Below are 23,717 nucleotides of genomic sequence, written 5' to 3'. Positions count from 1 at the left end.
GTGCCACGTCGTGTTCGGATAAACCGGCTCCGGCCCCGGCTGGTCGAACTCCAAACCGCCCGACTCCTTCGATGACTTCACGATGGGCATGCCGCACCGGGCGCAGGGATGCGGTCCGTAGAACACGGTGGCGTCAGTGATGTGCATTGTCGTTACCTCAGGTATGGGGAGAGGGCTTGCGTGACATACGGAGAAGGCAGAAGCGACAAGTCGGTTGTGTGACTTCGTGATGCTGGCGCAGGTGATCCGCGAACTCCTCCAGCTCCGCTCGTGCCTCAGGAGGAAGGTCGGACATCTCAATCATTGCCGATTCTCCCGTGGTCGAGGATGTAGAGCGGGTCGCGCCACATGCACGCGTCGCAGATGTAGACGTCGCCCTCGTTCGCGTAGCGCGGGAACGCGGAGGCGAGGTAGTAGCCCGCCGTCACGCCATCACACGGCGGCGCGAAGCCGGCAATCGGCTGCTGGCAGCGCGAGCACACACCCGCTGTATCGGCGGCGCTCATGCGGCACCGCCCGTGATCGCCTTGGCGTGCTCTGGAAACAGTTCGTGAATCTCCAGCGCACCGCGGAGTGCGATGCGGTATTCTCCCGTCGCGGCGACCACGTTACGCGTCTGAGCGCGGCGCTGTGACTGGCTGGTCATGGATGTCGTCGCCGCAATTGCGCGCCCGTGTGACGCTGCCGCGCGAGCGACGTCCGCCCCCGCTTGCCCGAGCAGCGAGCGGATCTCATCCGCCGTATGCTGCTTGGCGAGCCTGCGCGCCCACTCGCTGTACCACGTGGTGTAATCCACGTCTTCGCGGCCATACTGCCGCTCGGGAGATGTTTCAGTCATGCGACCCCTCCGCAGCGGGCTTCTCCGCGACGAGCGCATCCCGTTCGGCGAGGAGCGCGCGCAGCTCGGCCGTGTCGCTCTGGTACCACCAGCGATAGTGCGATGTGTTGGCGTCAGGCCATGACGCCAGCGCGCGGAGTGCCGCGTAGGGATCGGCGCTGGGGTTGGAATCAGCGGGCGAGATCGGGTGGCCGGTCGGGAGCATCCACGAGAGGTCCGTTGCCTTATCGCGTAGTCCGTTCGGTGTCTCAGCCATTGGTCTTCTCCTCGTCAGCCGCGGCGGACCGCCAATACTCAGCCTCATCGCGCCCTCTTGCTATTGTCCGGGATGTCGCTAAATTTGTGGACAGGATGGAATCTAACACCCTGTCCGCTATTGGCAAGCCTGTCCGTCGTCGCCATACTTCCGGCATGGCGATCCGCTGGCGCATCAACGAATTGCTGGAGAAGAAGGGGTGGTCCGGCTACGAGCTGGCCCACCGCGCCGACATGACGCCGAGCGCGATCTACAAGCTCCAGAAGAAGGGCAACGTGAAGGAGATCGACACGGTCACGCTTCAGCGGTTGGCGCGAGCGTTCAACGTCAAGAATCCCTTCCGGCTGTTGGAATACCTCCCCGATCAGCCCGACCGCTGACCCGCCCACCCCAGGAGCCCCGCGATGGAGCGAACCGACGAACCGCCCGCGTTCACAAAAGCGGACGTTGACCTCCTGCTTGATTTGCAGGAGTACCTGTTCAACGGCGTCGGCTTCCACAAGCTGATGCGCCGCCAAGCGGACATCGCCTCGCTGATAGAGCGCGTTTCGGCTCACGCTGCGTCCTCCTGAGCGCGCCACGCCCGCGCCGTGGCCTCGGCACACGCGGCGAGGTCGATTCTGTGCAGCGACTCGAACGTCCGGGGCCCGAGCTTGTGCAGCCCGTGGACGGGATCGCGGTGATGGAAGGGGCACATCGGACCGCAGCCCGACGCCCGCCCCTTGAGTCCAGCGCCACCGTCCACCTTCACCAAGTGCGCGCATTCGGACTTCCGCGGACAGCCACGCACGATGCAGGGGAGCGATTGCACGAACAGGACGAACGCCTCCGACTCGTAGGCGCGTGCAAATGCCTTCGCCTTCCGCTTCGGATTGCGGGCACGGATGGGCGTGTGCGAGCGCAGCGGCGTCTTGCGCGGTATCCGACAGGACTTCTTCATGCCGCGGCCTTCTTCGGTCGGCCGGTGGGCTTGTACGGCTTGGCCAGTCGCGCCATCTCCCGCTCGAACTGCGCCTTCGCCTCCCGCATCGTCGCCTCGTAGTGCTTCCCGCGGGGGACGATGAACGGCTTGGGCTGGCGCTGCTTCGTCTTCTCCCGCTCGTAGTACTTCCGGTTCTGCGCCTGCTCACACTGCCGGCACTCGGCCCGGTAGGACTCGTTCAGATGCTGCCGGCGGTAGATGACGTTCTCGGCGGACGTGCTGTGTCCGCACCGGAACGTCGGGCGCGTCGGGGCCTTCGCGGCGCTCCTCATGCGGCACCTCCGGCCAGCCCGACGTCCGTCGTTACCGGCGCTGTCCCGCGGCGAGCCGCAACTGTGCCGGCGTCGGCTCCTCGGGGAGTGTGATGAATCCCGTGCCTGTCCGGTGCCCGGTCGCCTCCATGAACGCCACTTCCGCCTTCGCGGATTCCACCACGACCCGCGCGACGTCCGCGATGGCCTTCGCCCGGTCCAGCGGCATTGGGTTCTCCGTGTCCGCCAGCCCTTCCAGTGTCGCAAAGAGATGGTTCCTGAGGTCCTCGATCTTGTTCTTCGCCATGACGCGTTCTCCGGTTGATCTTCCGATTGACCGCGCCGATGAGCTGCACCAGTTGGGGCAGCGGCGCGGGGAGGTTGTGCACTGAGTTGCGGCGCATGAGGTCCGCACGGGTGATGAGCGCAAGGTTGTCGAGCCGGATATCCCGCAGGTCGCCGTTCTTGAACACGACGGCGTGGCCCGGCGGGACGGGACCGTGCGCGGCTTCCCACACCAGGAGATGCACGGCCCGCCAGCGACGGTTGATGATCCGCGCCGACTCTGCTCGGCTGGCGCCCTTGGGCGGGAGATCGCTATGGATCTTTCGCTCGAGGTAGCCGTCCCTGCTCACCCGCTCCGTGCCGATGGGCCTCCAGAGCTTTTGGGCAATACCCTGCCGAACGCCGGGCTTGAACTGCGTGTCCGCCATGCGCCCCGGCGCCCAACCCGGTCGGCGCAGTCCCTTGTTCGCGGGCGTCTGTCCTTTCGTGAACCGTGTCGCCACGCCGATGTTGTCCCCGCGGCGCAGCCGGCACGCGTCAGGGCTGGCGAGGTAGTCGGCCGTCTTGTGCAGCCCGAACAGGTCGGCGCGCTGATAGACCGACCGCTCGGAGCGATCCAGCGCGAACGCGATGTCACTCGTCTTGGTGTCCGGGTAGAGCGCGACGAGCCACGCGTCCTCCTCCGGCGTCCAGAAGCGGCGCATTAGAGCACCCCGCCGAAACGGTGGGGCATGGCCTGCCGGTGGGCCTCCAGCGCCTCGTCTTCCGCCGCTCGCATGGCCGACTCCCGGAACGCGTCCCGCGTGGGGTCGCCGATCAGCGGGCTTGCGTGGGCGTAGAAGTCATCCAGCGCCGACGCCAACCCCTGCTCCGCTTCCGCGACGGACTCCCACGACAGGCGGCCATCGTTGCACAGCCGACGCGTGCGGTCCCACCGGGCCAGCGCCTCCAGCACGGCGTCGGAATACCGGGGCGCGCTCATCGTTCCGCCTCCCCAGCCAGCCGCTTTAGTTCGGCTTCCGCAACGACGGGGCGCTCCAACGCTTGCGCGAAGTGGGCGAGGTCAGCGCGCAACCCCTCCAGCGTCTCGCCGTGCGGGGCGACGGCATCGCTCCACAACACCGGCGTCCCGTCCGTCGTGTAGTAGACTTCGCACACGTCGAACGCCAGCTCGCCGCCCTTCTCGGACTGCACCACGCGGTAGTTCCAGCCGCCGAGCGAAGGGAGCTTCGGAAACTCCGGTGCGCGGCTCATCGGCACCCCGCCCAGCGCAGCGTCTCCGTGCCCGACACCGCCGAGAGCCGACCCACTTGGGGAGCTACTTGGGGAGGTGTTGGCGTTCCGGGGCGGACGGTGGCGCCCGTTGGCGGGGGCGCACACTCTGACCGCGCCTCCGATGAGGCACCGGCTCCGACTGTTAATCGGAGGGTCGTAGGTTCAAGTCCTACCTGGGGAGCTCGCATCATTTCACCTATGGAAGTCGGCTGGAGTGTTCAGCGGTACTTCACGGTCTGCGAAGGCGTCACTTGGGGAGATACTTGGGGACGGCTCCGGTTTCGGGGCCGTTTTCTGTTGGCGGACGTTGGCGGCGAGCCAGGCCTTGACCGTCTCGGCGTCCTGAAGCAGAAAGCGGGTCACGTCGTGCCGCTCGTACCGCTCCGTCACGTCCCCCACCGCGTGTCCGAGGTACTGCTTCCGCCGCGACCGGAGCACGCCCGCCTGTTCCAGCCAGTTGCCGAACGTGCGCCGCAGGTCGTATGGCGTGCAGTCGATCCCCGTCGCCACCCGCGCAATCGTCAACGCGCGGGCGAATGAGGTCGGCGTGATCGTGGGACGCGGCAACGTCTCCCGGTCGTAGAGGACTGAGGGAAAGAGCTTCGGCACGTCCCTGACCCGCCCGGCCCGCTTCGTCCCGTCGATGTGGACGTGGGTAGGGCGCACCGACCACTGGCCCCAATACTCGGTCGGCCCCATGCCGGTCAGCACCATCGCCAGCACCTCGTCACCCCGTGAGCCGTGACGGCCCTTCCAGATCCGGTCGAACGTCGCGGCCAAGGTCAGCACGTCGTCCGGCGTCAGCGGGCGGCGCTCGGGCTGCGTCGTCACCTTCTTGGGCTCGATGTCCCGCACGTCCAGGTAGAGCGTGCTCCGCTTCCCGAACACGTCGCGGGCAAAGGCCGACGCATAGGCCAGATCGAGGTTGAACGACCGGGCGGGCAGCGACTTCTTGAGCGTGCGGAGCGTGTCCGGCAGGGCCGCAATCGGCGTCCCTTCATTCACGATGCGCGCGAGGTGCGTCACGAGCTCGCCCCGCACCTCATACGTCCGCCTGGCGACCGACCCCCGCTCGTCCTCCCGCCACTGCCGCACGGCAGCGAGCAAGGGCCGTCCGGTGGGACCGACGGCGAGGGATGCGATGTCGTTGGACCGAATGGCCTGAAAGACAGCGAACGGCTTGAGCGTCCCGGCGATGAGCGCCTTGACCACCGCCTGTCCATCCGGCGTCGTGAGCAGCGCCGTGATCCCGTCGTTCAGCACGCGGAACTGCGCGGCGTTGGTGAGGCCGGAGGCCATGCGGAGCCGACCGAACGGGGTGCGCCGGTCCAGCATGTAGGAGCCCCCCTTCCCCGCGCTGGACTTATACCGCTTCGTGGGGCGCGTCATGCCGCGGCTCCGGTGCGCTTGAGGACGGCGACCACTTCGCCGTACACGTAGCGGGGCGTCTGCTTGCCCAGGTGATAGGAGACGGGGAGCGTCGGCGCGACACGGGACCACTGGCGCTCGGAGAGCCGCAGGGCTTCGCGCATCTCGTCCGCGGTCAGCACGTCGTTGTCGAACCAGTGCGGGCGCGGCTCGATGCGGGGGGTGTCCGTCACGGGGTGGCCTCCGCGTCGGTGGGCGCGCAACATTCTTCGGCACGCTGTTGCAGGATGGCGAACGCCGACGCTTCCAGTGTGCTCAACTCGGCAGCCATCTGCTCCTCGCCATTGAGCGGGAGCGGCGGTGACACGGCTGCGCGGACATCCTGTTGTGCCGATGCCGCCGCGCAGGTGATGAGTAGGAGGTCGGTCAGCGGGAGCGTGATCGTCGCGTCGCGTTTGGCGCCCTTGATCTTGCCGCGCAGGTGTTCGTCCGCGACGCGCTGCACCGTACTCAGTTGGTCGTCCGCGTTGGCGAGCCATGCGCGGGATTCCGTGAGCGTGACATCCAGTTGCGCGCATCGTTCGATGACCGAGGCGAAGATTACGTCGCTGTCGCGCCCGTTCACCGGCACACTCATCGTCCAGTCCTTCCCGGCCAGCCCGCTCTCCGTCATGCCGTGACGCCCGGCGCAGAGGCGGGACAGTTCTGCCTGTGCTTGCCGCACGAGTGCTTCAGTGGGGCGCAACATGGCCTCCCGAAAGGGCTCCGGTTCTTGCTGTTGATCGTTCCCGGTTTTCCCCAAAACGCTCTGCTCTGTCATCGCTCGGTCTCCCTCAGTAGCCCGCCGAGGCGAGCACGTTGCGCTCACGGAGTGCCCGGCCACGGAGTGTGGTGATCAGGTACTCCACGTAGGCGTCTGACGTCCGGGCGAGGTCGTCCAGTCTCGCCTCCGTTACCTTGGCTTCGGCGGCGACGGCCTTGGCGCGTTCGGCTTCACGGCACGACGCGAGCACCACCTTGCGGAAGTGCTCGGCGTGTCCGTAGTTGCCGAACCAGGACTCCAAGGAGGCGGGGTCGTTCTCGTCCCATTGAATGCACTCGCCGTCCTTCGTCACGTAGCTCATCAGCACACCCCCGCCTTCTGCGCGGCGATCAGGAGCGTGGCGCTCATCGCGGCCACAGTGCCGTCCGCAACATCCTTCCCGAATACCTCGCTCGCTTCCTTGTGGGCCTGTCGGAAGCAGATGTGGTAGGTGGCGAAAATCGTGTCCAACTTCTCGTGCGGGAGCGCGGGGTGCTCGTCGTCGATGGCCGGGATGTGCGGGCCGCTGCTGTACGCGGCCTTCACCGGAGCCGGAGCCGCAGCACGCGGGGCCGCGTTGCCCTTCGGGGGCCAGATCACGCCGTCGCACGCCTTGTCACGGCACTTGTAGTCCGGCGCCTTCGGGTTCTTCTTCGTCTCGCGGTTGTCCCACATCGGTCCCTGACACTTCGGGCACAGTGGTTCGGTCGTAGTCATCGTAGGTCTCTCGTAGAGGTAGGTGCTACTCGGTATCGGTGTTCGTGCTGCCGCGGATCGTCGTGGACTTCGGGATCGTGACGTCCAGTCCCAGGCGGATGAGCCGCCGTTGAATGGCCCGGAGATCCCCGCGCTGGAGCTCGTGCCACGCCGCCCGCTGCTCGGCGGTCATCGTGTCCTGCGTCGTCTGGTCGCTCATATCGTCCGTCCCGCGTGTTCGTTGAGGGCCATGATCTCCGAATTGAGCCGCGAGACTTCGGCCTCGTACATGCGCCGCATGGCGAGCTTCACCTTGATCTGAATCCAGAGCGCGTCCGCACTCTCGCGCTCCCCGTCCATCCGTGGCACCGTCATGGCAGTCGCTCCCGGCAATGGGGTTCCCCGTTCGTCAGCACGCCGCACCACGGGCACCGCGGGGCGGAACAGAGCGCGGCCTTGCTCGCCGCGATCTCCCGCTCATGGGCCTCGTAGAGCCGGAGCGCGGTCTGGCTCGGGTAGGCGGGCGGGAAGATGGAGCGCGTGTGAGCCTCCTCGTTCACCCGATCCGCCCACGCCACGTAGTCGAAGGGGCGGGTCATCGACGGAACCCCCGCGCACGGAGACTGAGCACGGCGCGATCGAAACCAGCGAAGGTGCGCTGCACGTATTCGGCGTCATTGAAGCCGACGCGATAGCCCGCCGCGAACGCGAGGCACACGCACAGCAGCCAGAAGAAGAAGTAGATCACCGGTCCGCCCTCGTGTTGACGTTGACCGTCGTCGTGTCCTGCCGCGTGTTGATCGGCACGCACACAACCTTCGTGGAGAGGTTGCGACGCACCGGCTCCATGCGCTGCGTCTGGCACGCGGCAATCGCATCGAAGGCGCGGTAACTCTGCACCGAATCGGCAACGAGCCACGTCAGCAGCAGCGCGACCCCGAGCACGAACAGCACGGCGAAACAGCCCATCGTGATATCTGCGATTTCGTCCATTAGGCCACCTTCGGTTCGTCAGACGTGGACAGGTAGCGGAAACGCCAGCGCACGGTGTGCCGGTGCATCTCCGCGTCTTCCTCCTGCTTCTGCTGCCACAGCTCGTACAGGCGGATTTCCTCGGCCAGTTCGTCCGCCGTCGGGCCGCGCTCGATCAGGTCGCGTTCCTCAATCCTCATGGCTCACCACCTCCTCTAGTCCATCCTTCCCGGCCCCGGACACCCGCGCCACATGGGCCAGCGTGTCGGCGTCGTGCTGGGCTTCGAGGAGCCGGTCCTGCCGGTCCCACTCGCGGTCCTGCTCCAGCTCGTACCAGTCGTCCACTTCGTCGGGACTCATGCGGCGGAAGCGGCTCATGTGGACCTCCGGGGCGGCACGAACCAGTGATTCATTTCCGCGCGACCCTTCTCGCCGTGGAATCGCCGCTGGACACCGCACGCACGGCACTCTGCCCACGGCGAGACGTTCTCTGCTCGGTGCAGATGGAAGTTCGCGGGCGATCCCCACACGGGGCTGTAATGCCCATTCGTCGGCGTTGCGTCGGCGGGCGCAGGGTAGATGCAGCGTTCGTCGCTCATCGCTGGCCTCCCACGCCCCCGATGATCTCGGCCACGACGTAGGCGTCGTTGATTCGCGTGGTCGCCTGAAAGAGCCACCCCGCCTGACTCATCGCCCCCATGCAGTGGAGGCAGAGCGAGAGGACCGTCCACCGAGGCTCGCCTCCGTACAGCAGGGCCGGGACGTCCTCGGGGGCCAGCGCCCAATAGTCCCGACAGCCGAAGTCGGCACACTCGTGGTCCCCCCGCGTGGCGTTCCCGTCCACTTCGCGGAGGCGGTCCAATTGACTATCTTCCGTCCACGGTGCGGCGATGCCCTGCACGGCGTCCCCACCGTCGGGCTGTGTCTGTGCTACGGCACGGGCCAGCCCGTCTCGCATGGGGGCGATCATTGGACGGCCTCCGTGCGAGGGGAACGGACGGCGGCGAGACAGTCCCCGACGAGGCGCCCGCCGATCATGCGCTCGCGGCAGGCCAGCCCCGGTCCTTCGGACGGCCCGTGGTTGTGTACCGGAGTGGATGCAGTCTGTGCGCTAGTTTCTAGCGCAGCGGCGACGAATGCGGCGTCACCCTCTTTCACCGCGACCGCGTAGTCTGCTGCCGCGTCGATCAGTTCACCCGTCCAGCCGGAATCCTGCACGCCGGTCGGGATACTGCGCGGCCCGAGGATGAGAACGTGCCCGCGCTCATCGTAGCCCATGCAGCCACGCAAATACGGGTGGAGCGCCCGATACCGCTTTGCGTCGCGCGTTTCGACCTCCAGCGCGGCGCGCAGTTCAGCGACAGCGAGACAGTTGTCGCAGTCCCCGATGGAGCAACCTTCGGTATTGCAGCGGTATTCGCTCACGACGCCCTCCCCGCCCCGTAGATGCGGCGCTGGGCGTCGCCCTTCACGAGCGCGATCTGCTGGCGGACGAGCCGAAGCACCGTCCCCAACTGCGCGTGATGCTGCGTCCCCTTCTGTGCGAAGGACTCCAGCGCGGCGAGGTTGGTGGGCTCGACCAAGACGCGCTCCTGCGCCGGATTCGCTCGGCTCTCGCACGTCGTCTCCTTCATCACCTCGCGCACGAGCACGAGCGGCGTGGGCTGCTCGTGGCGCTTCGCGTGGGCACGGATCGCCATGACCTCGACGTCCGCCCGCAACTGGTCGATCCAGGCGACATGCTCGGAGAGCGGGACGCCGGAGGCGAAGTCGTCCTCGATGATGGCGAGGAGGGTGTGGATGGGCTGCATCTTGTGCGCGCCGATTTGGTTGCGGAGGTAGACGACCCGCGCGGAACTGGCTCGCCGGGTCAGCCCGTTGGCCGCAGGAGGGATCGCGTCACGGGCGTTCAACAACGACTTGGTGCGTTCATCCGCGAGCTCTTCGCTCGCCGTTCGGCTGCGTTCCTGTGTGGTTTGCACGGCTGCACCCGTGGTTGAGATTGGCCTACATGGAAATGCCTACTGGCCCACCAACTACTCGCCGCTGTTACGCGGCGCGCTGCTTCCGGTGACGCTGCTTCTTGATGCAGTCCAACACGTTCTCCTTCTGCGTTCCGACCGAGAGGTGTGCGGGGCGCACGCACGACGGCTCGTCGCAACTGTGCATGACCACCGCGCCCTTGGGCACTTCGCCGTAGGCGAGAGCAGCAGAGACCTTATGGGCGCGCTCGTGACGGCGGGCGGCGCGGAGTTGAAACGTGCCGTACTCGCCCAGCTCAGCCCCGCGCCAGTACCAGCACCCATCCGTCATCTCTACCATCCGCCAGAAACGCCGTTCGTCCTGTGCGCTCACATCCTCGCGCCGGAGTTGGTGACCGGCATTGGCTCCCGTGCGCTTGCTCATGCGGCCTCGTTCAGTCGCGCGAAGTCGGCAAGGCCGATCAGGGCAGCAACTGCCTTTCCGTGCCGCACGATCCTGATGCGCTCGCCGCCGTACTCCGCACGGTTCAGCATCTCCGCGAGGTTGTCGCGGGCCTGTTGCGCCGAGACTTCCACGACGGTGGACGGCTCAGACGCCTTGCGCTCGCTGCGGTTATTGGGCATCGTCTCCGGTCACTTGCGGTTTGTAAGTTCTGGTAGCCTTGGGACGCTTACAAAATGTAAGTGGAGCTTTCAGAACGCAAGCGCGACTTTCATTACAATTTTGTCATAAATCGGCGTGGCGACGAACGAGGCGTGGGGGAAGGAGCTGCGCGAGGCGCGGCATCGGTGGCAGGAGCGCCACGGGCGAAAGATTTCCGCCGATGAACTCGCCGCTCGCGTGGCTGAACTCCTCGGCTCGAAAACGCCGTACAGCCACGTCGCCGTCGGCGCGTGGTACAAGGGCACGGTCCCGAAGGAGCCGCGCGTGGCGGCGGCGATCATCCAGGCGCTTGAGGGCGACCCGAGGCGGTTCCGCGAGGCCCTTGTCTCCCCGTTTACCTACGATTTCGCTGAGACGGATGCGCGCGAGGTCGCTGCGGACAACAAAAAGGCCGCCCGAAAGAAGGCGACCAAGAAGAACGGTGGAAAACGATCAGCCTAGCAGTTTCAGGGGAGCGACGGGCGTCACGCCTTCCTCTTGAGCGATACGCGATTCCATCCACGCGATCCACTGTTCGGTCAGCCAGCGGCGCGGGATCTCCATCCGGCAGAGCGGCGTCCCGTCGAGTTTGTAGCCGGTCACGAGGTACGTATCGGCGGCCATGCCCGGCAGTACCCGGACTCGCTCACTGCTGGCCGCCTTCGATGCTCCCGAGCGCTTCATGGTGGTGAGGCTAGGGTCGGTGCTATCGCGCCACTCCGAGTCGCGGCGCGGTCCTGAGCGAGGAAAGTAAAACATCGGGGCGACCCTTCGGTGTTTATTCTAGGGTGGACCATTCTATCGCCCCCTGTGCTTGGTCGCCATTCGTGTTTCGCAGCAAGTTTATGGCCCCACTTCCCAACAGTTGTCAACAATCGTGGTCGCGTATTCCTCTCACTCCCCCGCGGGCCAGTAGGGGACTAAGCCATCTCGGGCGCACTGCACCACGCCGAACGGGTCGCCCCGCCACTTGATGAACTCGCGGTCCTGATCCGAGGGGAAGCACTGGCCACCATATGGACCCCCTCTGACACAGTCCGTCCCGGAGAGGCAGGTGGAAAAGGGATGCACATGCACCGTGGCCACGTTGACGCCGGGCCGACAGGTGAATGAGACGGAGCTCGGGGTGGCGAACCGCACGGTATCCGGCGCCTCGATTTGGGTGATGCGGTAGGCCCACTCCCCGGCGAAGATGTCCATCTGCCACCGGACGCAGTACGCCCGCTCCAGCGCGATCCCGTCCGTCTCGTGCGCGTCCCAATCGTGGGCCAGCTTGTCGCGGATGTAGTCGTCCCAGACGACGAAGCGGGGGTGGGTGTGCGCGACCGGGACCATTGACTGTGCGAACAGGATGGCCAGCGCCATCACCGCCATTGCCGAGCCCATACTCCACCTCACCTGGTTGATGCTAGGCACGGAATCCCGTGCGCCGCCGTCCTTCCTCCGCCCATTCATCTTCCGCCGTGTCCAGCGGCGCGTACCCGGCGACGGGTTGCAGTTCCGCGATCAGCTCGGGGTATTGCTTCGTGAGGAGCCGGACGGCCTCCAGCATGTCGGCGGCGACCAGTCCTGCGGTTTCCGCGGGCACGTCGTCCACGCGGATCGTGAGCCCGTTCCGCTCCAGATAGACCGTCGCCTTCTTGCCCGTGAGCAGCGAGTCCTTCTTGCGTCGTGGCATTACTCGGCTCCCTCGCCTTCGTCGCGTTTGACTTGTTGCGAGTCGCTATTCGGGTTGAACGGCGGATGCACGCGGATGATCCGGGGGCCACGCGGCTGCTTGCTGGAAAGCGCGGGGCAGTGCGCGTCGATACAGAAGGGGCACGCAATCGCGGCTTCGAGCACGTCCGTCACGGGGACGCCCAGGTTCTTGTATTCCGCCATCGCCGCGGCTTGGGCGTGGTGGTACGCCTCCATGTAGTGCCCCGCCTGATTGCACTCCCGCTGGTCGCCGCGGTGCTCCGCGTGACATGCGCACATACAGCAGTGGCGCACCTCAGAAGGGCGCCTCCACGCGGCGCATCCGGCGGTGCTGCGGGTTCACCTCCAGCACGACGAGCCCGTTGTCGCTCGCCGGATACGCGTGGTCCTGATCGTAGCCCCCTTCGTTCGCCACGCCCTGCCGGAGAAACGCAGCGGCTCGGAGGTACGCCACGTCCCGCGTCTCCAGCCGGAGCGCACCCTTCGCGGGCACGGTGGGGATCGGGACGACGCGCGCCATCTGGTCGTGCACATGCGCGGCGCAGTAGATGTCCGCGTCACAGACGCCCCGAAGACTCATCAGGGAGTTGAGCTTGGGGCCGGGCGTCCTCCCTCCCCCCCATCCGTGCGTCGCGTAGATGGTCGTCGTGTAGCACGCCCCCTGACCACGGCCTGACCGGATGCGAATGAGGCCCGCCCCGTCGAGGTAGGTGGCTCCGGCTTGTCGAGCGAGCGCGCCGGAGAACCCGCTCCATTCCTGATAGGAGTCGTGATTCCCACGAATCAGGAACAGCGGCCGGCCCGCGTCGGTGATCGGCTTGAGGAGCGAGACGCCCTTCTGGATACAGAAGTCCACGTACCGCTCCATGTTGAGCACGTACTCCTTGCGGAGCGTCCCCAGGTTGAAGTGCTTCTGACCGGGCGTCCGTCCCTCAAAGGCATCGCCCATGAAGACGGCGACCGCGTGCTCGTCCTTGATGATCGCCGCGCGCCACCGCTTGAAGCGCTCGTCCTGAAACGCCTTCCGGTCGGCGTGGAGATCCCCTATGAGGTAGAGGCGGAAGACGCCCGCGCTGTTCGTCGTGATCGCTTTCTCGGCCAAGAACATCAGCGCACCGCCTTGGCGCCGATCACGACCCCGGCGAGGAACAGGGCCGGGGCTTTCAATTGCAAGAAAACCCGCCGAATCTTTCCGGGCGGCTTCGGGATCAGCGCCTGTAACGCGGTTACAGTGGAGTCGGATTCCGCGATCCGGGCGAGGTCCGTCTGGTGCTGGTCCCGCTGCACGGCAATCAGCCGATCCGCGACGCGGAGGGCCGAATCTTGCGCGACCAACGCCCGTGACATGGCGACCACGAGCGCCACCACGGGCCGCGCGACCGGGAACCGCCCTTCGGTCAGGACGATGGTATCACCGGCGATACCAAGCGCCGGGACTTCGGCTACGCGTGCGGAGGCGCTGCGTCGTGTGGCGGCGTAGACCGTCTCCGCACGGGTGGCCAGAGCAGCCAGTGAATCGCTGCGGTGGCGCAGCGCCGTGGCAGCGCGAGTATGCGCGCGAATAAGGGCGTCCGCGTAGGGGTCCGCGTATGGCTGGCTGGGAGACCACCCAGCGCAGTAGCCCACAGCGAGGCATCCGACGAGGGCGAGACTGAGAGGCCGCACGAAGGCCCGCAGGAAAGTCGGTCGTCCGGCAAACATGGCACCTCGGGTGCGATGGAAGGATCGGCGCTGTCTTCAGCGCGGATGCGTTCGACTTCGGCGTGGAGGCGACGCCACGACCGCTCCAGTCGTTCGGCGCGTTCGTCGTCGCTGAGCGTGTCCCATTGCGTCATGGCGTCTCCGTGAGTGAGCGGCGCACGTCAGCCATCAGGAGCCAGTCGTGGTGCGGACCTTCCGGGTCTTCCTTCCGTCCGCGCGGCCACGCCTCTGACGCGTGCGACACGATCCGCCACGTCTCGGCCGGGCTCCACTTCCGCGCGTAGAACCGCTCCTGCATCAGCATCGCGAGCGCTTTCCGCTGGTGCGCCGTCGGCGGGCCGAAGTCGGGGCCACCCGAGAGGGCGATCCCCTCAAAGGCGCTGTTCGCGTCGTGGTAGGGGAGCCGGGCGTCGGAAGACTTGCAGACGCCCGCGTGCCATGCGCGGAGCGTGTAGGGGACGATGACCACCACGGCCCCATCGGGGGCAATCACCGCGTTGTAGCTCACCTTGGAGGCGGGGTCGCGGCACCACGCCACCGTGCCCGCGAAGTCGCCGGCCGAGTAGTGGATCATCAGCCCGAGCCGATCTTCGCGGAGCGCGTTCGCGTTCACGGCTTCCCCGCGCTCTTGGCCCGCCACGCGTCTGCCGCCGCACTCCCCACCCGCTTCACGCCCGCCGCCAGCGCGCCGGGGGCGATCAGCAGCAGCCCCACCCCGAAGATCCCCGCACTCACCCGCACGAGCGTGACGTCCACGGGATGCACCGCCGTGGCCCGCCAGAGGAGCGCCGCACCAAAGGCGGACACGACGACGCCGAAGCCGATCAGGGAGATTTGCGAGGCGCGGCTCATCGGCCACCTTCCAGCGCGTCCAGCCGGAACTCGTGCGCTTGCAGCTTGCCGTTGATCGAGTGCTGGCCGTTGGCGAGGTCGTGGGTCCGCTTGCGAAGCGTCTTCACTTCGCCATTGAGCCCGTTCGTCCCATCGGCACCCGTCAGGACGGTCTCGATGCGGACGAGCTGCGAGCGTTGGTTCAGCGTCAGGCCGACCAACGCGATGATGCCGGTCAGCAACCCACCGGCGATATAGGGGAGGAGCGCGTCCATCAGTCCGAGTCTCAGGGAGGGAGGGGGAACGACCACGGCCCGCGCTCGGACGGAGGCGGGCCGCGTGGAGGAGGGGCAAAGCGGGGCGCGGGGCCTAGCGGGAGGGAGGCTGGACCCGTAGCGTTTGTTACATGGCAGACGTGCTGTTCTATCTGTTCGCGGTCGCGCTCGTCCTGGCGTGCCTTGGCGTCGTCGCGCTCGCGCTGTACGCGATCTTCGGGCTGGCGTTCGGCACGGTGTTCTTCCCGCTCATGTGGATCGCGGACGGTGTGCGTGGCGTCATGGCTGACGTGCAGCGTTGGCGCCAAGCAAGATCACGTTCAGGAAGCGGTCGATAGCTTCCTGCGTGGGATCTTGTGCGTCACGGAGCACCGACCCGAGCTTCATCGCGGGCCTGACACCGAGCAGTGACCGGATCGGTTTCGCCGATGCTTCCGCCTTGACCGCCCCCAGTGCACCTTGTGCCGCTGCGCGGCGCTGCGACTCGCTCGCCCCCTTCGCCCACTCCTGCAACGCTTCCGGTGATTTCCGGAGCAGGTTCTTGGAGGTCGGGAGTTGGTCACGGAGTCGGAGCCGCAGGGCTTCGTACCCACGCTGCACGCCTTCGATGTCGCCGGACCGCTTGGCGTAGTCCTCGACCGCCGCGCCGTAACTCGGCATCGGACCGGGCGCTGCTGGTGAGCCAGTCATCGCGTCGAGCAACTGGCCCTGTGCGGCCTTCGTGTCCTGCAACCGGAACCGCCCGATGTTGGGACGATTCGGTGTGACCGCATCCAGCCCGCGCTTCAAGGACGCGGAGCGATCCGAGAGCACCTTGTAGACGGCATCCAGCATTTCCGGCCCGTCGTGCGCGACGGTCTGGAAGGGGCGCGTCTGCTTCAACTCGTCCACGATCTCCTCGATGCCCGTATCGTGCAGAAATTCCTTCACCGCATCCGTGGCTTCGGCGTTCCGGCCTTCCTGCAATGCCTTCGCGTACTTCACCTTCGCGCTCGCCGCACGGGCGGCCTGACGCGCCACGAGGTTCTTGGCGGCGCCCTTCGTCACCATGGCCCGGACGCCGTTCACCGCGACCTCGCCGGCCTTCCCGAGCGCGCCACCGATCACGCCACCCGTGACGGCCTTTCCTGCACGCTGGCCGATGGACTGATCCGGATCGGCTGACAGCGCCCCTTCGGCAGCCCCGATGATCGCGCCGCCCGCGACCGGACTCCCCGGCAGGAACGTGGCGAGTGGCACCGCACCGGCGACCCGTTCCGCCACGGCCAGTTTGCCGGGAATCTTCCCCGTCGCGCTTCGGATGTCCTGCAATGACTCGCGGTACGGTTCTCCACGCACGAGGGAGCGTGCACCAGCTTGGACGGCTTCCATACCGGGGATGCCCTGCGCGATGTTTGCGCCGGTAGCGGCGAGGGAATGTCCGAACGCGGCGACCGGACCCACGGCTTCGCCGGACGCCTGTTCGTCGGCCAGATTCGCCGCGTCGCGGGCGTTGGCGGCATCCATACGCTGCTTGAGCGCACCGGACGCGTACTCCGCGTGGTAGTCGTGCTGCTGCGGACCCTTGAGCGCCTTGAGCTGCGCGAGCGGATCGTTCTCGTCGGGGTTCGCCTGACGCTTCAATGCCTTGAGTGCGTCGAGCGGGTCCACTTCGGGACGAATCGGCGGCGTCATTCGTTGGGCCTCGGGCCGTATTCCTGGAGTACCTTGGCTTCCCCATACTTCGCCACGGCGGCGTCCCACAACTGCTGCGCGTGCGTCGGCTGGGTGCGGAGATCCACGTTCCCGCTCGGTTGCCCATGTGCGGCAGCCTGTGTAGGGCCGGGCTGCACCGTGCGATTGAGGGGATTCAGGATCGAGGTACGGCGGGATTCGATGTCGTGGATCATCTCTGGCGTCGCGCCACTCGCTGCCGCCGAGAGGAACGCGGACATCTTCGTGCGGAAGTCAGACGGACGCTGCGAGATCATGGACTCGCCTTCCGCGAACGAGAGTGCCCGGCGGATGTAGCGGGCGAGTTCCGGGTTCGTCCGGTTGAGCGTCGCCAGCGCCGTGCTCTGGATCGTCATCGACAGCGGGTCGTCATGCGTGAACGAATTCGCCACGCGAGACGCGAACTGCTGCAATCCGTTGATGTTCGCCGTGCCGTTCCGGAGCTTGTTCTCGTAGTCCTCCATCCCCTTGTGCGCGTTGTTCATCTCCGACACGGCGGCTTCCAGCCGCGCCTTTGCCGCCGTATTGGTCGCGCTCTCGATCTTCGTCGCCTGCTTCGCGCCACCGATGGACGGGCCGACCTCTCCCGTCTTCGTGTTGAACGGTTTGATGACGGGCGGCTCATCCGACGACGACTGCACCGTGACCGGCGTGAACGAGGGCTGCACGGGCGGATGGTAGCCGTACTGCGCGTTGATCTTCGCTTCCTTGACCTTCGCGGTTTCCCACTCCGGTGAGCCCATGACCGGCGGACGAGGTGTCATCGCTTCCTTCAGCAGCAGCATGCGGGACTGCACCGCCTCCGGCGTCTGCGTCCGGTCCACGTAGGTACTCGGGTTCACCTGCTGGAAGCGATCCGGCGAGAACCGGGGATCACTGGCGGCATCTTTCATCGCCAGCACGGCGGCACTCGGCGCCGCCCCGACACTGGGCGTCAGGCTCGCCCCAACGTTCATTCCGGCGAGGATGCCCGAGGCATCCGGCGCGGTGCCCGTGCGGAACCCCTGTTGGTAGCGGGCGAGGTCGCGGCCCTGCTGCTCGTCGGCCAAGTTCGCGAGCTGCGCGTCGTGGAGTTTCGTCTGCTCGGCGTCCAGCGCCTGCTGCCGCTTCTTGGCGTCCTCCTGCACGACGGCCTGCCCAAGCCCGGAGGCCCCGCCCGTGAGTCCGGCGAGGAGGGTGGCGAGGTCAATTCCCATTGTTGTTGCCTCCCAGGTGCGAGAGCACCGGATAGCCGAGGATCTTGGCCCACATCGGCCACTGCGCCGGCACCGGCGTGCCCGGCGTCGTGTCCGCGCCCTGCGCGGGTGGGGCGCTCGTTCCCCCGTTCTGGCCCGCCAGCACTTGCAGGAAGGCGTTCACGCCCGAGGCATCCCCACCGTCCACGCCAAGCTGACCGGCCAGCCCAAGCGCCTGGAGGATCTGCTGGTAGGTCTGGAACTGCTTCGCCTGATCGGCGATCTGCTGCTGGAGGCCGAACGACTGCCCGAACTGGTTCTGCTGGTTCGCCACCTGCTGCTGCTGGAGCCCGAGGTTGCCGAGCCCCAACTGCTGCGCGAGTTGCTGCTGCTGCTGCGCCAGTCCGTACTGCTGCTGCTGGCCTTGGCTTGCCAACCCGAACTGCTGCTGCGCGAGGCCGTAATTCTGCTGCTGGCCGAGCCGGGCGAGGTCGAGGTTGCCTTGGCCGAGGGCCAGTTGCCCCTGACCGAGCGCGTTGGCCAGATCGCTCTGCCGCTGCTGCTCCGAGAACTGCGCCCCTTGGAGCCCTTGGCTGAACTGCTGGCCGGAGCCCTGGAGCTGCGCCAGATAGTTCGCGACCGACTGTGAGTTCTGCTGGCCCGTGTAGCCGAGCGCGTTCTGGATCGCGGCGTTCTGGTAGGTCCCTTCCGACTGCGCCTGCGCGTCGAGCAACTGCTGGGCAAGCTGCGTCTTCGCGTCCCGCTGGCCGATGTTCAGGTCCGACAGCGCCCCGACCGCCTTGGTGGAGTCGTAGAGCCCACGACGGGCCATCTCCTCGTTGGTGGCTCGCTCTTTCAGCTTGTACTGGTCGTCGATGTTCTGCGACAGCAGGTTGTAGCTGCGCTGCACCGCGTCCGAGCCGTAGGGGTTCGGTGACTGCAACTGACCCTGCACCCGCTGTTGCAGCGCCGGATCGACCGCCGACTGCTGCGGCTGGAACTGGGGGGCCGGCGGGGGAGCCGGAGGCGCGGGACGGGCTTGGCCCGACTGCTGGAGCTGGGCGAACGTGGGCCGCGGCTGCGGGCTCGGGATCGCGTGGCCCTGCCCGTTCGCGTCCGGCGGGGAATAGGCGGGCTCCGTCGGGCCGCCGGGGACGCCGGGCGGGAGGCTGCGAGACCGCCGATTCGGCTGGCCCGTGGACGACTGGCTCGGGGAGCCGAAGGACTGGTAGGCCATGTCGTCAGCCCTGCGCCTTCTGCGGGGGCATCATCTGCCCGAGCAGGCGAGCGATGATCGGGTTGAGGGCTTCCGAGGTGGCTTGCGCCCGCTTGTGCTGGTCCTCATACGCCTGCCGCTGGAGGTCGATCCGCTGCTGCTCCTGATGCCGCTGGGCCGCGGCCTGGTTGTTCTGGAGGATCGCTGACCCGGCCCCCGCAATCGTGTTCAGGATCGCCGGGTTCTTGTACCACGGCGTCTCGTCCACGCTCTTGTCCATCGACGGCGCGGCCGAGCCCTCCGACAGCGGGCCGCCCATGTTGAACTGGGCGTAGGCGGGCGCCTGCTGGAACATGGCGGACGAGGGGGAGAAGACGGACGAGCCGCCCATCTTGGCCAGCGGGGCCTGCTGGAAGGCCCCCGGATTCATCGGCGGCATCCCGTAGGTCGGCGGGGCGGGGGAATAGCCATAGCTCATGTACGGGGACTGGAAGCCCATCTCAAACCTCCGGGAAACGAAAAAGGCGCCCGCAAGGAGCGCCCGTGGTGGGACGGTGGGACATCAGGATTCGGTGCGCCATGTCAGGACGTCCGCGGTGGCACCGGCTGGCGCTGCCGTGCCGAAGGTGACCGTGCAGCCCGTGGTCGTCTTGGTGGGGACCGCCACGGTGGTGAGCCATGACGGAGTGACCGACACTCCGAAAGCGGTATCCTGCTCCGCTCTAGCGAACGTGACGGAGAGTGAGGTCGCCCCGAGCGTCACCGACTGGGCGGGGTAGTTGCCCGCGGGGGTCAGGTGACGACGGCACAGCGTATCGAACCGGCGCTGCGTGATCTGGTCCACGGCTTACGAGGCGTAGTAGGGGATCTTGACCACGGTGGCCCCGAGGTGCCAGCGGAAGAACCCGACCGGGGCGGCGGGAAGACTCGCGGCACCGGCGGTGGCTGACGCGGACGTGTCGTTGCTCACGATGATGGAGCCCGCGTCGCCGGTGCCGTTGTACGCGCCGAACATGCCCTGCACGGCCGCCTTGACCACGCCACTCGTCGTCAGTTGCCCGCTGGAGAGCGTGACATCCCCCGCCGTGACCGTGATGCCCCCCGAGGCGACGGTGAGGCCCGTCAGTCCAGAGAGCGTGCCAGTGATGGTGGAGTTGCCAGTTACGGCGATGCCGCCAGCGGAAACGGTGATGGCGCTCGACACACCGAGCGTGCCAGTCACCGTTGAGTTGCCGGTGATGGCCGCGCCGCTCGCGGACACGGTGAGTCCGCCAGTCGCGATGGTCACCGCCCCGCCGATGTTGACGGGGTTCCCAAGCTCGTTGATGTAGAACGTCTTGGTACTGTACGACTGCAAGCGCGGGCTCACGCCGTCGGCAGCAAATTCCAGTCGGCCCACCGTCGTCAGGCCAGTACTCGTGCTAAACGTGCCCGTGGTCGCCGTGAGCGCCTGCACCGCCGTGGTGCCCGCGTTGACCGCAATTCCGCCCGCTGACACAGTGATGCCCGAGCCGCCGACGGTGAGGCCAGTCAGACTGCCCAGCGTGCCGGTGATATTCGAGTTCCCCGTGATGGCGACGCCACCGGCACTCACCGTAATCCCAGAGCCACCGACCGTGAGACCCGTGAGACTGCCCAGTGTCCCTGCGATCGTCGAGTTCCCGGTCACCGTAATGCCACTCGCCGAAACGGTCACGCCCCCCGTCGAGACCGTGAGCCCCCCGGTGAGAGGTCCGGTGAGTGTGCCACCGACCAGCGGCAGGTAGGCGAGCTCGCCCCACGCGGAGCCGGAATCCATGTAGAACCGGAGCCCGTCCGTCGTGATCCACGGCCGACCGGCGGTCCCGGCCGCTGGGCGTGAGGCCAGCACCGAACTCTGGATGTGGATCGTCGCGTCGGCGTCGTGCGCGTTCGTCGTCGCTCGCAGCGCGTTGTCGTTCGCCAGCACGACCGCCGCGTCGCCCGTCTGCCCGTTCTGGGGGTTGGAGAAGGCCCCTTGCTGATGACTCGATACCGTCGCCATTTACCCTCGCCGTCCGTAGTCGAACGCTTCGACGTCCAGCCGCGAGAGGATCGTCCCCGTCGCGCCAGAGTCGCTATAAGTGAAGTCGAGAAACGGTCCTCGCCCCGAGAGCGGGATCTCATACGGCCGGTTCCCCGTCGAGCCCCACGTCATGGAGCCCCACGTGAACGAGCCCCACACCGCCGGCGCCGCCTTGGGACTGAGCGTCAGCGTGGAGGCGCCGGACTCGCTCGCCCACGACACGCTGGCTTGTGTGGAGCCCTTGAGGTCCGCAAAGAGCCACGCCCACCGCCAGCCCTTGTCCGAGGCTTGGTCGTTCGTGTAGAACCGTCGGCACGTCACGGCCATCGTGTACGCGCTGCCCCCGGAGTCATCACTCAGCACGTCGTCCAGATAGCCCGAGGCGCCCGTGGTATCATCCCGACGCAGATACCCATCGGCATGGCCGGAGAGGACGATCGGGTTTCCGCTCGCGTCGATGCCGTCCACGAGCGTATGCGTCGGGGAATCGACATAGATCGACGTGAACGGCCCACTCCACGCGTTGAGCCGGTAGTGGTAGCAGTAGACACCCAAGTCCGGCAGGTACCACCGGATCGTCTGGTGCACCTTGTCATGCACCGCGTCGATCTGCGGAAAGAGTGAAGCGCCCAGCGTGGCCAGGATCGGCGCCGTGGGATCAGGAGATTCGGGCGTATCAATCGCTTCGACACCCGCATCCGTGATCCGGTAGGCGCCCTTCTCGGAGAGGAAGTACCCGACCCCTTCCACCGCCACGGCACTCCGTGGGGCAATGGTTCCCGTATCCGTCGAGATGCCTTGCGTGCCAGCGCCAATCGCGATGTCGTCCTGCGTCAGTCCGGTGAACCGCGAGACCCCGGAGACGTGGAACAGCGCGAGCGAGCCCCGGAGGGTGAGCAGGCCCGTGAGCTGCTGGTTGCCGAACGTGCGGACGACGGCGCTGCCTGACGTGGCGGACGTGACCCCGCAGGTGTCGCCGTTGTTCAGGTCGGAGTAGTAGAGCGTCTGGTTGGTGCCCGTGAGGCCGAACAACCGCTGGTTGTAGACGGCCAGCACGGTCAGCGCGGGCGTTCCCCCACCGACTGCCGACAGCGCGCCAGCGGAGTATTTCAGCAATGCCCCGTCCGCGATGTAGCAGACTTCCCCCGAGCCGTCGCGGAACGCCTGGAAGGACGGGTACGCGCTCGAGGACGTGAGTGCTCCTTTGCTCGTCCACGTCATCGGGATCGCGTACGTACCGCCGGAGTAGAGCGTCCCGTTGCAGGCGGCCAGATATTCGTGCGTCGTCGCCGTGCGCCAGCAGGTGGCCCCACGGACCGGAGCCGCGGCGATCGCACTGGCACTCATGCGCTGCGTCCCGCCCCGCCGGATGGCGTCGCCGTACTGCGAGAGCAGCACGTTCTCCGCACGCCGCACCTGCGTCGGGCCGACGTTGAACTCGGACGCGACAGAGTTAAGACCGCCGGAAAATTTCGCCTGACTGTCCTGCACACGCGGGCGACTCATCCGATTAGCCGCCCCATTCCCATCGCCTATCCCCGTAGCGCATCTGCATCGGCTGGATGCTCTGGCGTGCGAGGTCAGCGAGCATGTCCTGCCGGATCTGCTCGGCCATCTGCTGCAAGTCCTTCGCAGCGTCCGACTCGGCCCCGCCCTTCATGAGCAGCCACGCGGCGGCTTCGTAGGCGATCAAGAGCTCGTAGTCGCGCGGGAACTCGGCCACCGAATCATCGCCAGCCAGCCGGTCGATCGGGGTTGGCGTGTGGTTCACCCAGACCGTCATGGTGGCGCCGGACTCAGACGGCAGGCATTGCAGCACGTCCCCGATCCGGTACCACGCCCGCATCACGTTCGCGGCCGGTTCCACGGTCGCGGTGGGGACGTCGCGGAAACTCACCTCGTCGTAGGTGACGGTATCCTGCGCCACGTCCAGCACGCGGTAGAACCGCTCCTGCGAATCACCGGAGCCCGAGTCGAGCGACGAGACGGCGATCTGGCCACTGGCATCCTGGGCGACACTCCGCGCCCCAAACCGGAGCATCGGGTTGGCGTTGAGCAACCGTTTCCACTCGCGCGTGTGCACGAGGCCCAGCGCGTAGTTCACATCCGTGTCGCTCCACCGGTCAGCGCTCCGGGCATCGGCTTGCGCCCGCGCCTGATCGCGGTAGGTGGTCCGGCTCCACTGCGCGTCGCTCATCTACTCACCGCGGCGCTTGCGCGCCTTCTTGGGGGTGGGATTCGTGACGTAGACCTTGGGGACCGTGCCAAGCGTGTCCGCAAAGAGCTTCCCGGCGTTCGTCTCGATCGCCTCGTGCGCCCGCTCCAGCGTCGGCGCCCAGTGGCCTTCCTTCGTCGCTTCGTTCGCGGCCCGCACCTTGGCCGTCAGCGTCTCCACGTAGTCGTAGCCCGCGTTGCCCATGCTCTTGAGCATCGGGAGGATGTAGGCCGGCACGTCGTCCGGCCGGACCTCCAGCGGGAGATAGGCAAGGATGTCACACGCGGTCGCCGGGTCGATCTCCCCCGACTGCACGCGCGCCATCCTGGGGTCGGTGTCCAGCCACTTCCACACGACCGTCCACTGGTCCTCCACGCCCCAGCGATAGCACTTGAGCGCGAGGTTGGGGTCGATGGCCGCGAGACGCCGGACCACATCGGCCGGCGCCTGCGGGATGCCCCGCTCGTTGAATCCCAGAACCCGAACGGGACTCGTCATC

The 23,717-nt window shown here is 67.0% G+C and carries 45 protein-coding genes; 4 read left to right on the top strand and 41 right to left on the bottom strand.

Features of this window, described 5'->3' with window-relative positions:
• Window positions 1–296: 296 nt before the first annotated feature.
• Genes ACTHNC_RS14065 through ACTHNC_RS14055 form a run of 3 tightly spaced genes read right to left on the bottom strand, consistent with a single transcriptional unit; the run spans window position 297 to window position 1,094 of the window.
• The gene (locus ACTHNC_RS14065; protein WP_440295234.1) at window positions 297–506 is read right to left on the bottom strand and encodes a hypothetical protein; all 210 of its coding nucleotides are present in this window, start codon (window positions 504–506) and stop codon (window positions 297–299) included.
• A complete protein-coding gene (locus ACTHNC_RS14060; RefSeq protein WP_440295233.1) occupies window positions 503–838 on the bottom strand; it encodes a hypothetical protein in 336 nt (111 codons plus the stop codon). The genes ACTHNC_RS14065 and ACTHNC_RS14060 overlap by 4 nt, the downstream gene beginning before the upstream one ends.
• On the bottom strand, window positions 831–1,094 hold the full coding sequence (locus tag ACTHNC_RS14055) for a hypothetical protein (protein WP_440295232.1): 264 nt from the start codon (window positions 1,092–1,094) through the stop codon (window positions 831–833). Before ACTHNC_RS14055 ends, ACTHNC_RS14060 begins: the two co-directional genes overlap by 8 nt.
• Before the next feature lie 155 nt (window positions 1,095–1,249).
• On the opposite strand from ACTHNC_RS14055, the gene ACTHNC_RS14050 reads away from it, so the two are divergent.
• Window positions 1,250–1,474, top strand: a complete 225-nt coding sequence (locus ACTHNC_RS14050) for a helix-turn-helix domain-containing protein (protein ID WP_440295231.1) — start codon at window positions 1,250–1,252, stop codon at window positions 1,472–1,474.
• Window positions 1,475–1,498: 24 nt separating this feature from the next.
• Complete coding sequence (locus ACTHNC_RS14045; RefSeq protein ID WP_440295230.1) at window positions 1,499–1,666, top strand: hypothetical protein; 168 nt, start codon at window positions 1,499–1,501, stop codon at window positions 1,664–1,666.
• Between the two features lie 364 nt (window positions 1,667–2,030).
• Here ACTHNC_RS14045 and ACTHNC_RS14040 read toward each other — a convergent pair whose 3' ends face one another.
• The 20 genes from ACTHNC_RS14040 to ACTHNC_RS13945 form a co-directional block, all read right to left on the bottom strand.
• Window positions 2,031–2,348, bottom strand: a complete 318-nt coding sequence (locus ACTHNC_RS14040) for a hypothetical protein (protein WP_440295229.1) — start codon at window positions 2,346–2,348, stop codon at window positions 2,031–2,033.
• Window positions 2,345–3,316, bottom strand: a complete 972-nt coding sequence (locus ACTHNC_RS14035) for an HNH endonuclease signature motif containing protein (protein WP_440295228.1) — start codon at window positions 3,314–3,316, stop codon at window positions 2,345–2,347. Before ACTHNC_RS14035 ends, ACTHNC_RS14040 begins: the two co-directional genes overlap by 4 nt.
• Window positions 3,316–3,594 carry a hypothetical protein gene (locus tag ACTHNC_RS14030; RefSeq protein WP_440295227.1) on the bottom strand — a complete coding sequence of 93 codons (279 nt, stop codon included), beginning with the start codon at window positions 3,592–3,594 and terminating at the stop codon, window positions 3,316–3,318. The genes ACTHNC_RS14035 and ACTHNC_RS14030 overlap by 1 nt, the downstream gene beginning before the upstream one ends.
• On the bottom strand, window positions 3,591–3,866 hold the full coding sequence (locus ACTHNC_RS14025; protein WP_440295226.1) for a hypothetical protein: 276 nt from the start codon (window positions 3,864–3,866) through the stop codon (window positions 3,591–3,593). Before ACTHNC_RS14025 ends, ACTHNC_RS14030 begins: the two co-directional genes overlap by 4 nt.
• A 213-nt stretch (window positions 3,867–4,079) precedes the next feature.
• Window positions 4,080–5,186, bottom strand: a complete 1,107-nt coding sequence (locus ACTHNC_RS14020) for a hypothetical protein (protein WP_440295225.1) — start codon at window positions 5,184–5,186, stop codon at window positions 4,080–4,082.
• Window positions 5,187–5,272: 86 nt separating this feature from the next.
• The gene (locus tag ACTHNC_RS14015; RefSeq protein ID WP_440295224.1) at window positions 5,273–5,488 is read right to left on the bottom strand and encodes a hypothetical protein; all 216 of its coding nucleotides are present in this window, start codon (window positions 5,486–5,488) and stop codon (window positions 5,273–5,275) included.
• A complete protein-coding gene (locus tag ACTHNC_RS14010) occupies window positions 5,485–6,075 on the bottom strand; it encodes a hypothetical protein (protein WP_440295223.1) in 591 nt (196 codons plus the stop codon). The genes ACTHNC_RS14015 and ACTHNC_RS14010 overlap by 4 nt, the downstream gene beginning before the upstream one ends.
• A gap of 13 nt (window positions 6,076–6,088) precedes the next feature.
• Entirely contained in the window at window positions 6,089–6,379 is a 291-nt protein-coding gene (locus ACTHNC_RS14005; protein WP_440295222.1) for a hypothetical protein, read from the bottom strand.
• Window positions 6,379–6,774 (bottom strand): hypothetical protein, encoded by a 396-nt coding sequence (locus tag ACTHNC_RS14000; protein ID WP_440295221.1) that lies wholly within the window; start codon window positions 6,772–6,774, stop codon window positions 6,379–6,381. The genes ACTHNC_RS14005 and ACTHNC_RS14000 overlap by 1 nt, the downstream gene beginning before the upstream one ends.
• Before the next feature lie 25 nt (window positions 6,775–6,799).
• Window positions 6,800–6,973, bottom strand: coding sequence for a hypothetical protein (locus tag ACTHNC_RS13995; RefSeq protein ID WP_440295220.1), 174 nt, complete (start codon window positions 6,971–6,973; stop codon window positions 6,800–6,802).
• Complete coding sequence (locus ACTHNC_RS13990; RefSeq protein WP_440295219.1) at window positions 6,970–7,113, bottom strand: hypothetical protein; 144 nt, start codon at window positions 7,111–7,113, stop codon at window positions 6,970–6,972. Before ACTHNC_RS13990 ends, ACTHNC_RS13995 begins: the two co-directional genes overlap by 4 nt.
• An 11-nt stretch (window positions 7,114–7,124) precedes the next feature.
• On the bottom strand, window positions 7,125–7,352 hold the full coding sequence (locus ACTHNC_RS13985) for a hypothetical protein (RefSeq protein WP_440295218.1): 228 nt from the start codon (window positions 7,350–7,352) through the stop codon (window positions 7,125–7,127).
• Entirely contained in the window at window positions 7,349–7,501 is a 153-nt protein-coding gene (locus ACTHNC_RS13980; RefSeq protein ID WP_440295217.1) for a hypothetical protein, read from the bottom strand. The genes ACTHNC_RS13985 and ACTHNC_RS13980 overlap by 4 nt, the downstream gene beginning before the upstream one ends.
• The gene (locus ACTHNC_RS13975) at window positions 7,498–7,746 is read right to left on the bottom strand and encodes a hypothetical protein (RefSeq protein ID WP_440295216.1); all 249 of its coding nucleotides are present in this window, start codon (window positions 7,744–7,746) and stop codon (window positions 7,498–7,500) included. Before ACTHNC_RS13975 ends, ACTHNC_RS13980 begins: the two co-directional genes overlap by 4 nt.
• The gene (locus ACTHNC_RS13970) at window positions 7,746–7,925 is read right to left on the bottom strand and encodes a hypothetical protein (RefSeq protein ID WP_440295215.1); all 180 of its coding nucleotides are present in this window, start codon (window positions 7,923–7,925) and stop codon (window positions 7,746–7,748) included. The genes ACTHNC_RS13975 and ACTHNC_RS13970 overlap by 1 nt, the downstream gene beginning before the upstream one ends.
• Complete coding sequence (locus ACTHNC_RS13965; RefSeq protein WP_440295214.1) at window positions 7,915–8,085, bottom strand: hypothetical protein; 171 nt, start codon at window positions 8,083–8,085, stop codon at window positions 7,915–7,917. Before ACTHNC_RS13965 ends, ACTHNC_RS13970 begins: the two co-directional genes overlap by 11 nt.
• A 606-nt stretch (window positions 8,086–8,691) precedes the next feature.
• Window positions 8,692–9,150, bottom strand: coding sequence for a hypothetical protein (locus tag ACTHNC_RS13960; RefSeq protein WP_440295213.1), 459 nt, complete (start codon window positions 9,148–9,150; stop codon window positions 8,692–8,694).
• A complete protein-coding gene (locus ACTHNC_RS13955) occupies window positions 9,147–9,707 on the bottom strand; it encodes a hypothetical protein (protein WP_440295212.1) in 561 nt (186 codons plus the stop codon). Before ACTHNC_RS13955 ends, ACTHNC_RS13960 begins: the two co-directional genes overlap by 4 nt.
• Before the next feature lie 67 nt (window positions 9,708–9,774).
• On the bottom strand, window positions 9,775–10,131 hold the full coding sequence (locus ACTHNC_RS13950) for an HNH endonuclease signature motif containing protein (RefSeq protein ID WP_440295211.1): 357 nt from the start codon (window positions 10,129–10,131) through the stop codon (window positions 9,775–9,777).
• Window positions 10,128–10,331 (bottom strand): type II toxin-antitoxin system Phd/YefM family antitoxin, encoded by a 204-nt coding sequence (locus tag ACTHNC_RS13945; RefSeq protein WP_440295210.1) that lies wholly within the window; start codon window positions 10,329–10,331, stop codon window positions 10,128–10,130. Before ACTHNC_RS13945 ends, ACTHNC_RS13950 begins: the two co-directional genes overlap by 4 nt.
• A gap of 115 nt (window positions 10,332–10,446) precedes the next feature.
• Here ACTHNC_RS13945 and ACTHNC_RS13940 point away from each other — a divergent pair, with 115 nt between their 5' ends.
• Window positions 10,447–10,812: a hypothetical protein gene (locus ACTHNC_RS13940; protein ID WP_440295209.1), complete on the top strand. Its 366-nt coding sequence runs from the start codon at window positions 10,447–10,449 to the stop codon at window positions 10,810–10,812.
• Here ACTHNC_RS13940 and ACTHNC_RS13935 read toward each other — a convergent pair.
• From ACTHNC_RS13935 to ACTHNC_RS13895, 9 genes are all read right to left on the bottom strand, one after another.
• Window positions 10,804–11,034 carry a hypothetical protein gene (locus tag ACTHNC_RS13935; protein WP_440295208.1) on the bottom strand — a complete coding sequence of 77 codons (231 nt, stop codon included), beginning with the start codon at window positions 11,032–11,034 and terminating at the stop codon, window positions 10,804–10,806. The genes ACTHNC_RS13940 and ACTHNC_RS13935 overlap by 9 nt on opposite strands.
• 210 nt (window positions 11,035–11,244) lie before the next feature.
• The gene (locus ACTHNC_RS13930; RefSeq protein WP_440295207.1) at window positions 11,245–11,715 is read right to left on the bottom strand and encodes a hypothetical protein; all 471 of its coding nucleotides are present in this window, start codon (window positions 11,713–11,715) and stop codon (window positions 11,245–11,247) included.
• A gap of 43 nt (window positions 11,716–11,758) precedes the next feature.
• On the bottom strand, window positions 11,759–12,028 hold the full coding sequence (locus tag ACTHNC_RS13925; RefSeq protein WP_440295206.1) for a hypothetical protein: 270 nt from the start codon (window positions 12,026–12,028) through the stop codon (window positions 11,759–11,761).
• A complete protein-coding gene (locus ACTHNC_RS13920) occupies window positions 12,028–12,264 on the bottom strand; it encodes a hypothetical protein (protein ID WP_440295205.1) in 237 nt (78 codons plus the stop codon). The genes ACTHNC_RS13925 and ACTHNC_RS13920 overlap by 1 nt, the downstream gene beginning before the upstream one ends.
• Before the next feature lie 79 nt (window positions 12,265–12,343).
• The gene (locus tag ACTHNC_RS13915) at window positions 12,344–13,156 is read right to left on the bottom strand and encodes a metallophosphoesterase (protein ID WP_440295204.1); all 813 of its coding nucleotides are present in this window, start codon (window positions 13,154–13,156) and stop codon (window positions 12,344–12,346) included.
• Window positions 13,156–13,749: a hypothetical protein gene (locus tag ACTHNC_RS13910; RefSeq protein ID WP_440295203.1), complete on the bottom strand. Its 594-nt coding sequence runs from the start codon at window positions 13,747–13,749 to the stop codon at window positions 13,156–13,158. Before ACTHNC_RS13910 ends, ACTHNC_RS13915 begins: the two co-directional genes overlap by 1 nt.
• Window positions 13,750–13,879: 130 nt before the next feature.
• Complete coding sequence (locus ACTHNC_RS13905) at window positions 13,880–14,362, bottom strand: N-acetylmuramoyl-L-alanine amidase (protein ID WP_440295202.1); 483 nt, start codon at window positions 14,360–14,362, stop codon at window positions 13,880–13,882.
• Window positions 14,359–14,601 carry a hypothetical protein gene (locus ACTHNC_RS13900; RefSeq protein WP_440295201.1) on the bottom strand — a complete coding sequence of 81 codons (243 nt, stop codon included), beginning with the start codon at window positions 14,599–14,601 and terminating at the stop codon, window positions 14,359–14,361. Before ACTHNC_RS13900 ends, ACTHNC_RS13905 begins: the two co-directional genes overlap by 4 nt.
• Window positions 14,598–14,855, bottom strand: a complete 258-nt coding sequence (locus ACTHNC_RS13895) for a hypothetical protein (protein ID WP_440295200.1) — start codon at window positions 14,853–14,855, stop codon at window positions 14,598–14,600. Before ACTHNC_RS13895 ends, ACTHNC_RS13900 begins: the two co-directional genes overlap by 4 nt.
• 131 nt (window positions 14,856–14,986) lie before the next feature.
• Between ACTHNC_RS13895 and ACTHNC_RS13890 the strand changes: the two genes are divergently transcribed.
• A complete protein-coding gene (locus ACTHNC_RS13890) occupies window positions 14,987–15,193 on the top strand; it encodes a hypothetical protein (protein ID WP_440295199.1) in 207 nt (68 codons plus the stop codon).
• On the opposite strand, the gene ACTHNC_RS13885 is transcribed toward ACTHNC_RS13890, so the two are convergent.
• From ACTHNC_RS13885 to ACTHNC_RS13845, 9 genes are all read right to left on the bottom strand, one after another.
• Window positions 15,135–16,529 (bottom strand): hypothetical protein, encoded by a 1,395-nt coding sequence (locus ACTHNC_RS13885; RefSeq protein WP_440295198.1) that lies wholly within the window; start codon window positions 16,527–16,529, stop codon window positions 15,135–15,137. The two genes, ACTHNC_RS13890 and ACTHNC_RS13885, sit on opposite strands and share 59 nt — an antisense overlap.
• Window positions 16,526–17,764 (bottom strand): hypothetical protein, encoded by a 1,239-nt coding sequence (locus ACTHNC_RS13880; RefSeq protein ID WP_440295197.1) that lies wholly within the window; start codon window positions 17,762–17,764, stop codon window positions 16,526–16,528. Before ACTHNC_RS13880 ends, ACTHNC_RS13885 begins: the two co-directional genes overlap by 4 nt.
• The gene (locus ACTHNC_RS13875; RefSeq protein WP_440295196.1) at window positions 17,754–18,980 is read right to left on the bottom strand and encodes a hypothetical protein; all 1,227 of its coding nucleotides are present in this window, start codon (window positions 18,978–18,980) and stop codon (window positions 17,754–17,756) included. The genes ACTHNC_RS13880 and ACTHNC_RS13875 overlap by 11 nt, the downstream gene beginning before the upstream one ends.
• 4 nt (window positions 18,981–18,984) lie before the next feature.
• On the bottom strand, window positions 18,985–19,458 hold the full coding sequence (locus tag ACTHNC_RS13870; RefSeq protein ID WP_440295195.1) for a hypothetical protein: 474 nt from the start codon (window positions 19,456–19,458) through the stop codon (window positions 18,985–18,987).
• A gap of 63 nt (window positions 19,459–19,521) precedes the next feature.
• Window positions 19,522–19,803 carry a hypothetical protein gene (locus ACTHNC_RS13865; RefSeq protein ID WP_440295194.1) on the bottom strand — a complete coding sequence of 94 codons (282 nt, stop codon included), beginning with the start codon at window positions 19,801–19,803 and terminating at the stop codon, window positions 19,522–19,524.
• A 3-nt stretch (window positions 19,804–19,806) separates the two neighbouring features.
• On the bottom strand, window positions 19,807–20,982 hold the full coding sequence (locus ACTHNC_RS13860) for a hypothetical protein (RefSeq protein WP_440295193.1): 1,176 nt from the start codon (window positions 20,980–20,982) through the stop codon (window positions 19,807–19,809).
• Window positions 20,983–22,509, bottom strand: a complete 1,527-nt coding sequence (locus ACTHNC_RS13855; RefSeq protein WP_440295192.1) for a hypothetical protein — start codon at window positions 22,507–22,509, stop codon at window positions 20,983–20,985. It abuts the gene before it with no gap.
• Window positions 22,510–22,513: 4 nt separating this feature from the next.
• The gene (locus tag ACTHNC_RS13850) at window positions 22,514–23,200 is read right to left on the bottom strand and encodes a hypothetical protein (protein WP_440295191.1); all 687 of its coding nucleotides are present in this window, start codon (window positions 23,198–23,200) and stop codon (window positions 22,514–22,516) included.
• Entirely contained in the window at window positions 23,201–23,716 is a 516-nt protein-coding gene (locus ACTHNC_RS13845) for a hypothetical protein (protein WP_440295190.1), read from the bottom strand.
• Window position 23,717: the final 1 nt, after the last annotated feature.

The sequence above is a fragment of the Humibacter sp. genome (assembly GCF_051954055.1).
In the GTDB taxonomy this organism is placed as follows: Bacteria; Actinomycetota; Actinomycetes; order Actinomycetales; family Microbacteriaceae; genus Humibacter.
Note: the sequence above shows the minus strand (reverse complement) of the source record. Positions and strands in the feature narration are given on the sequence as shown.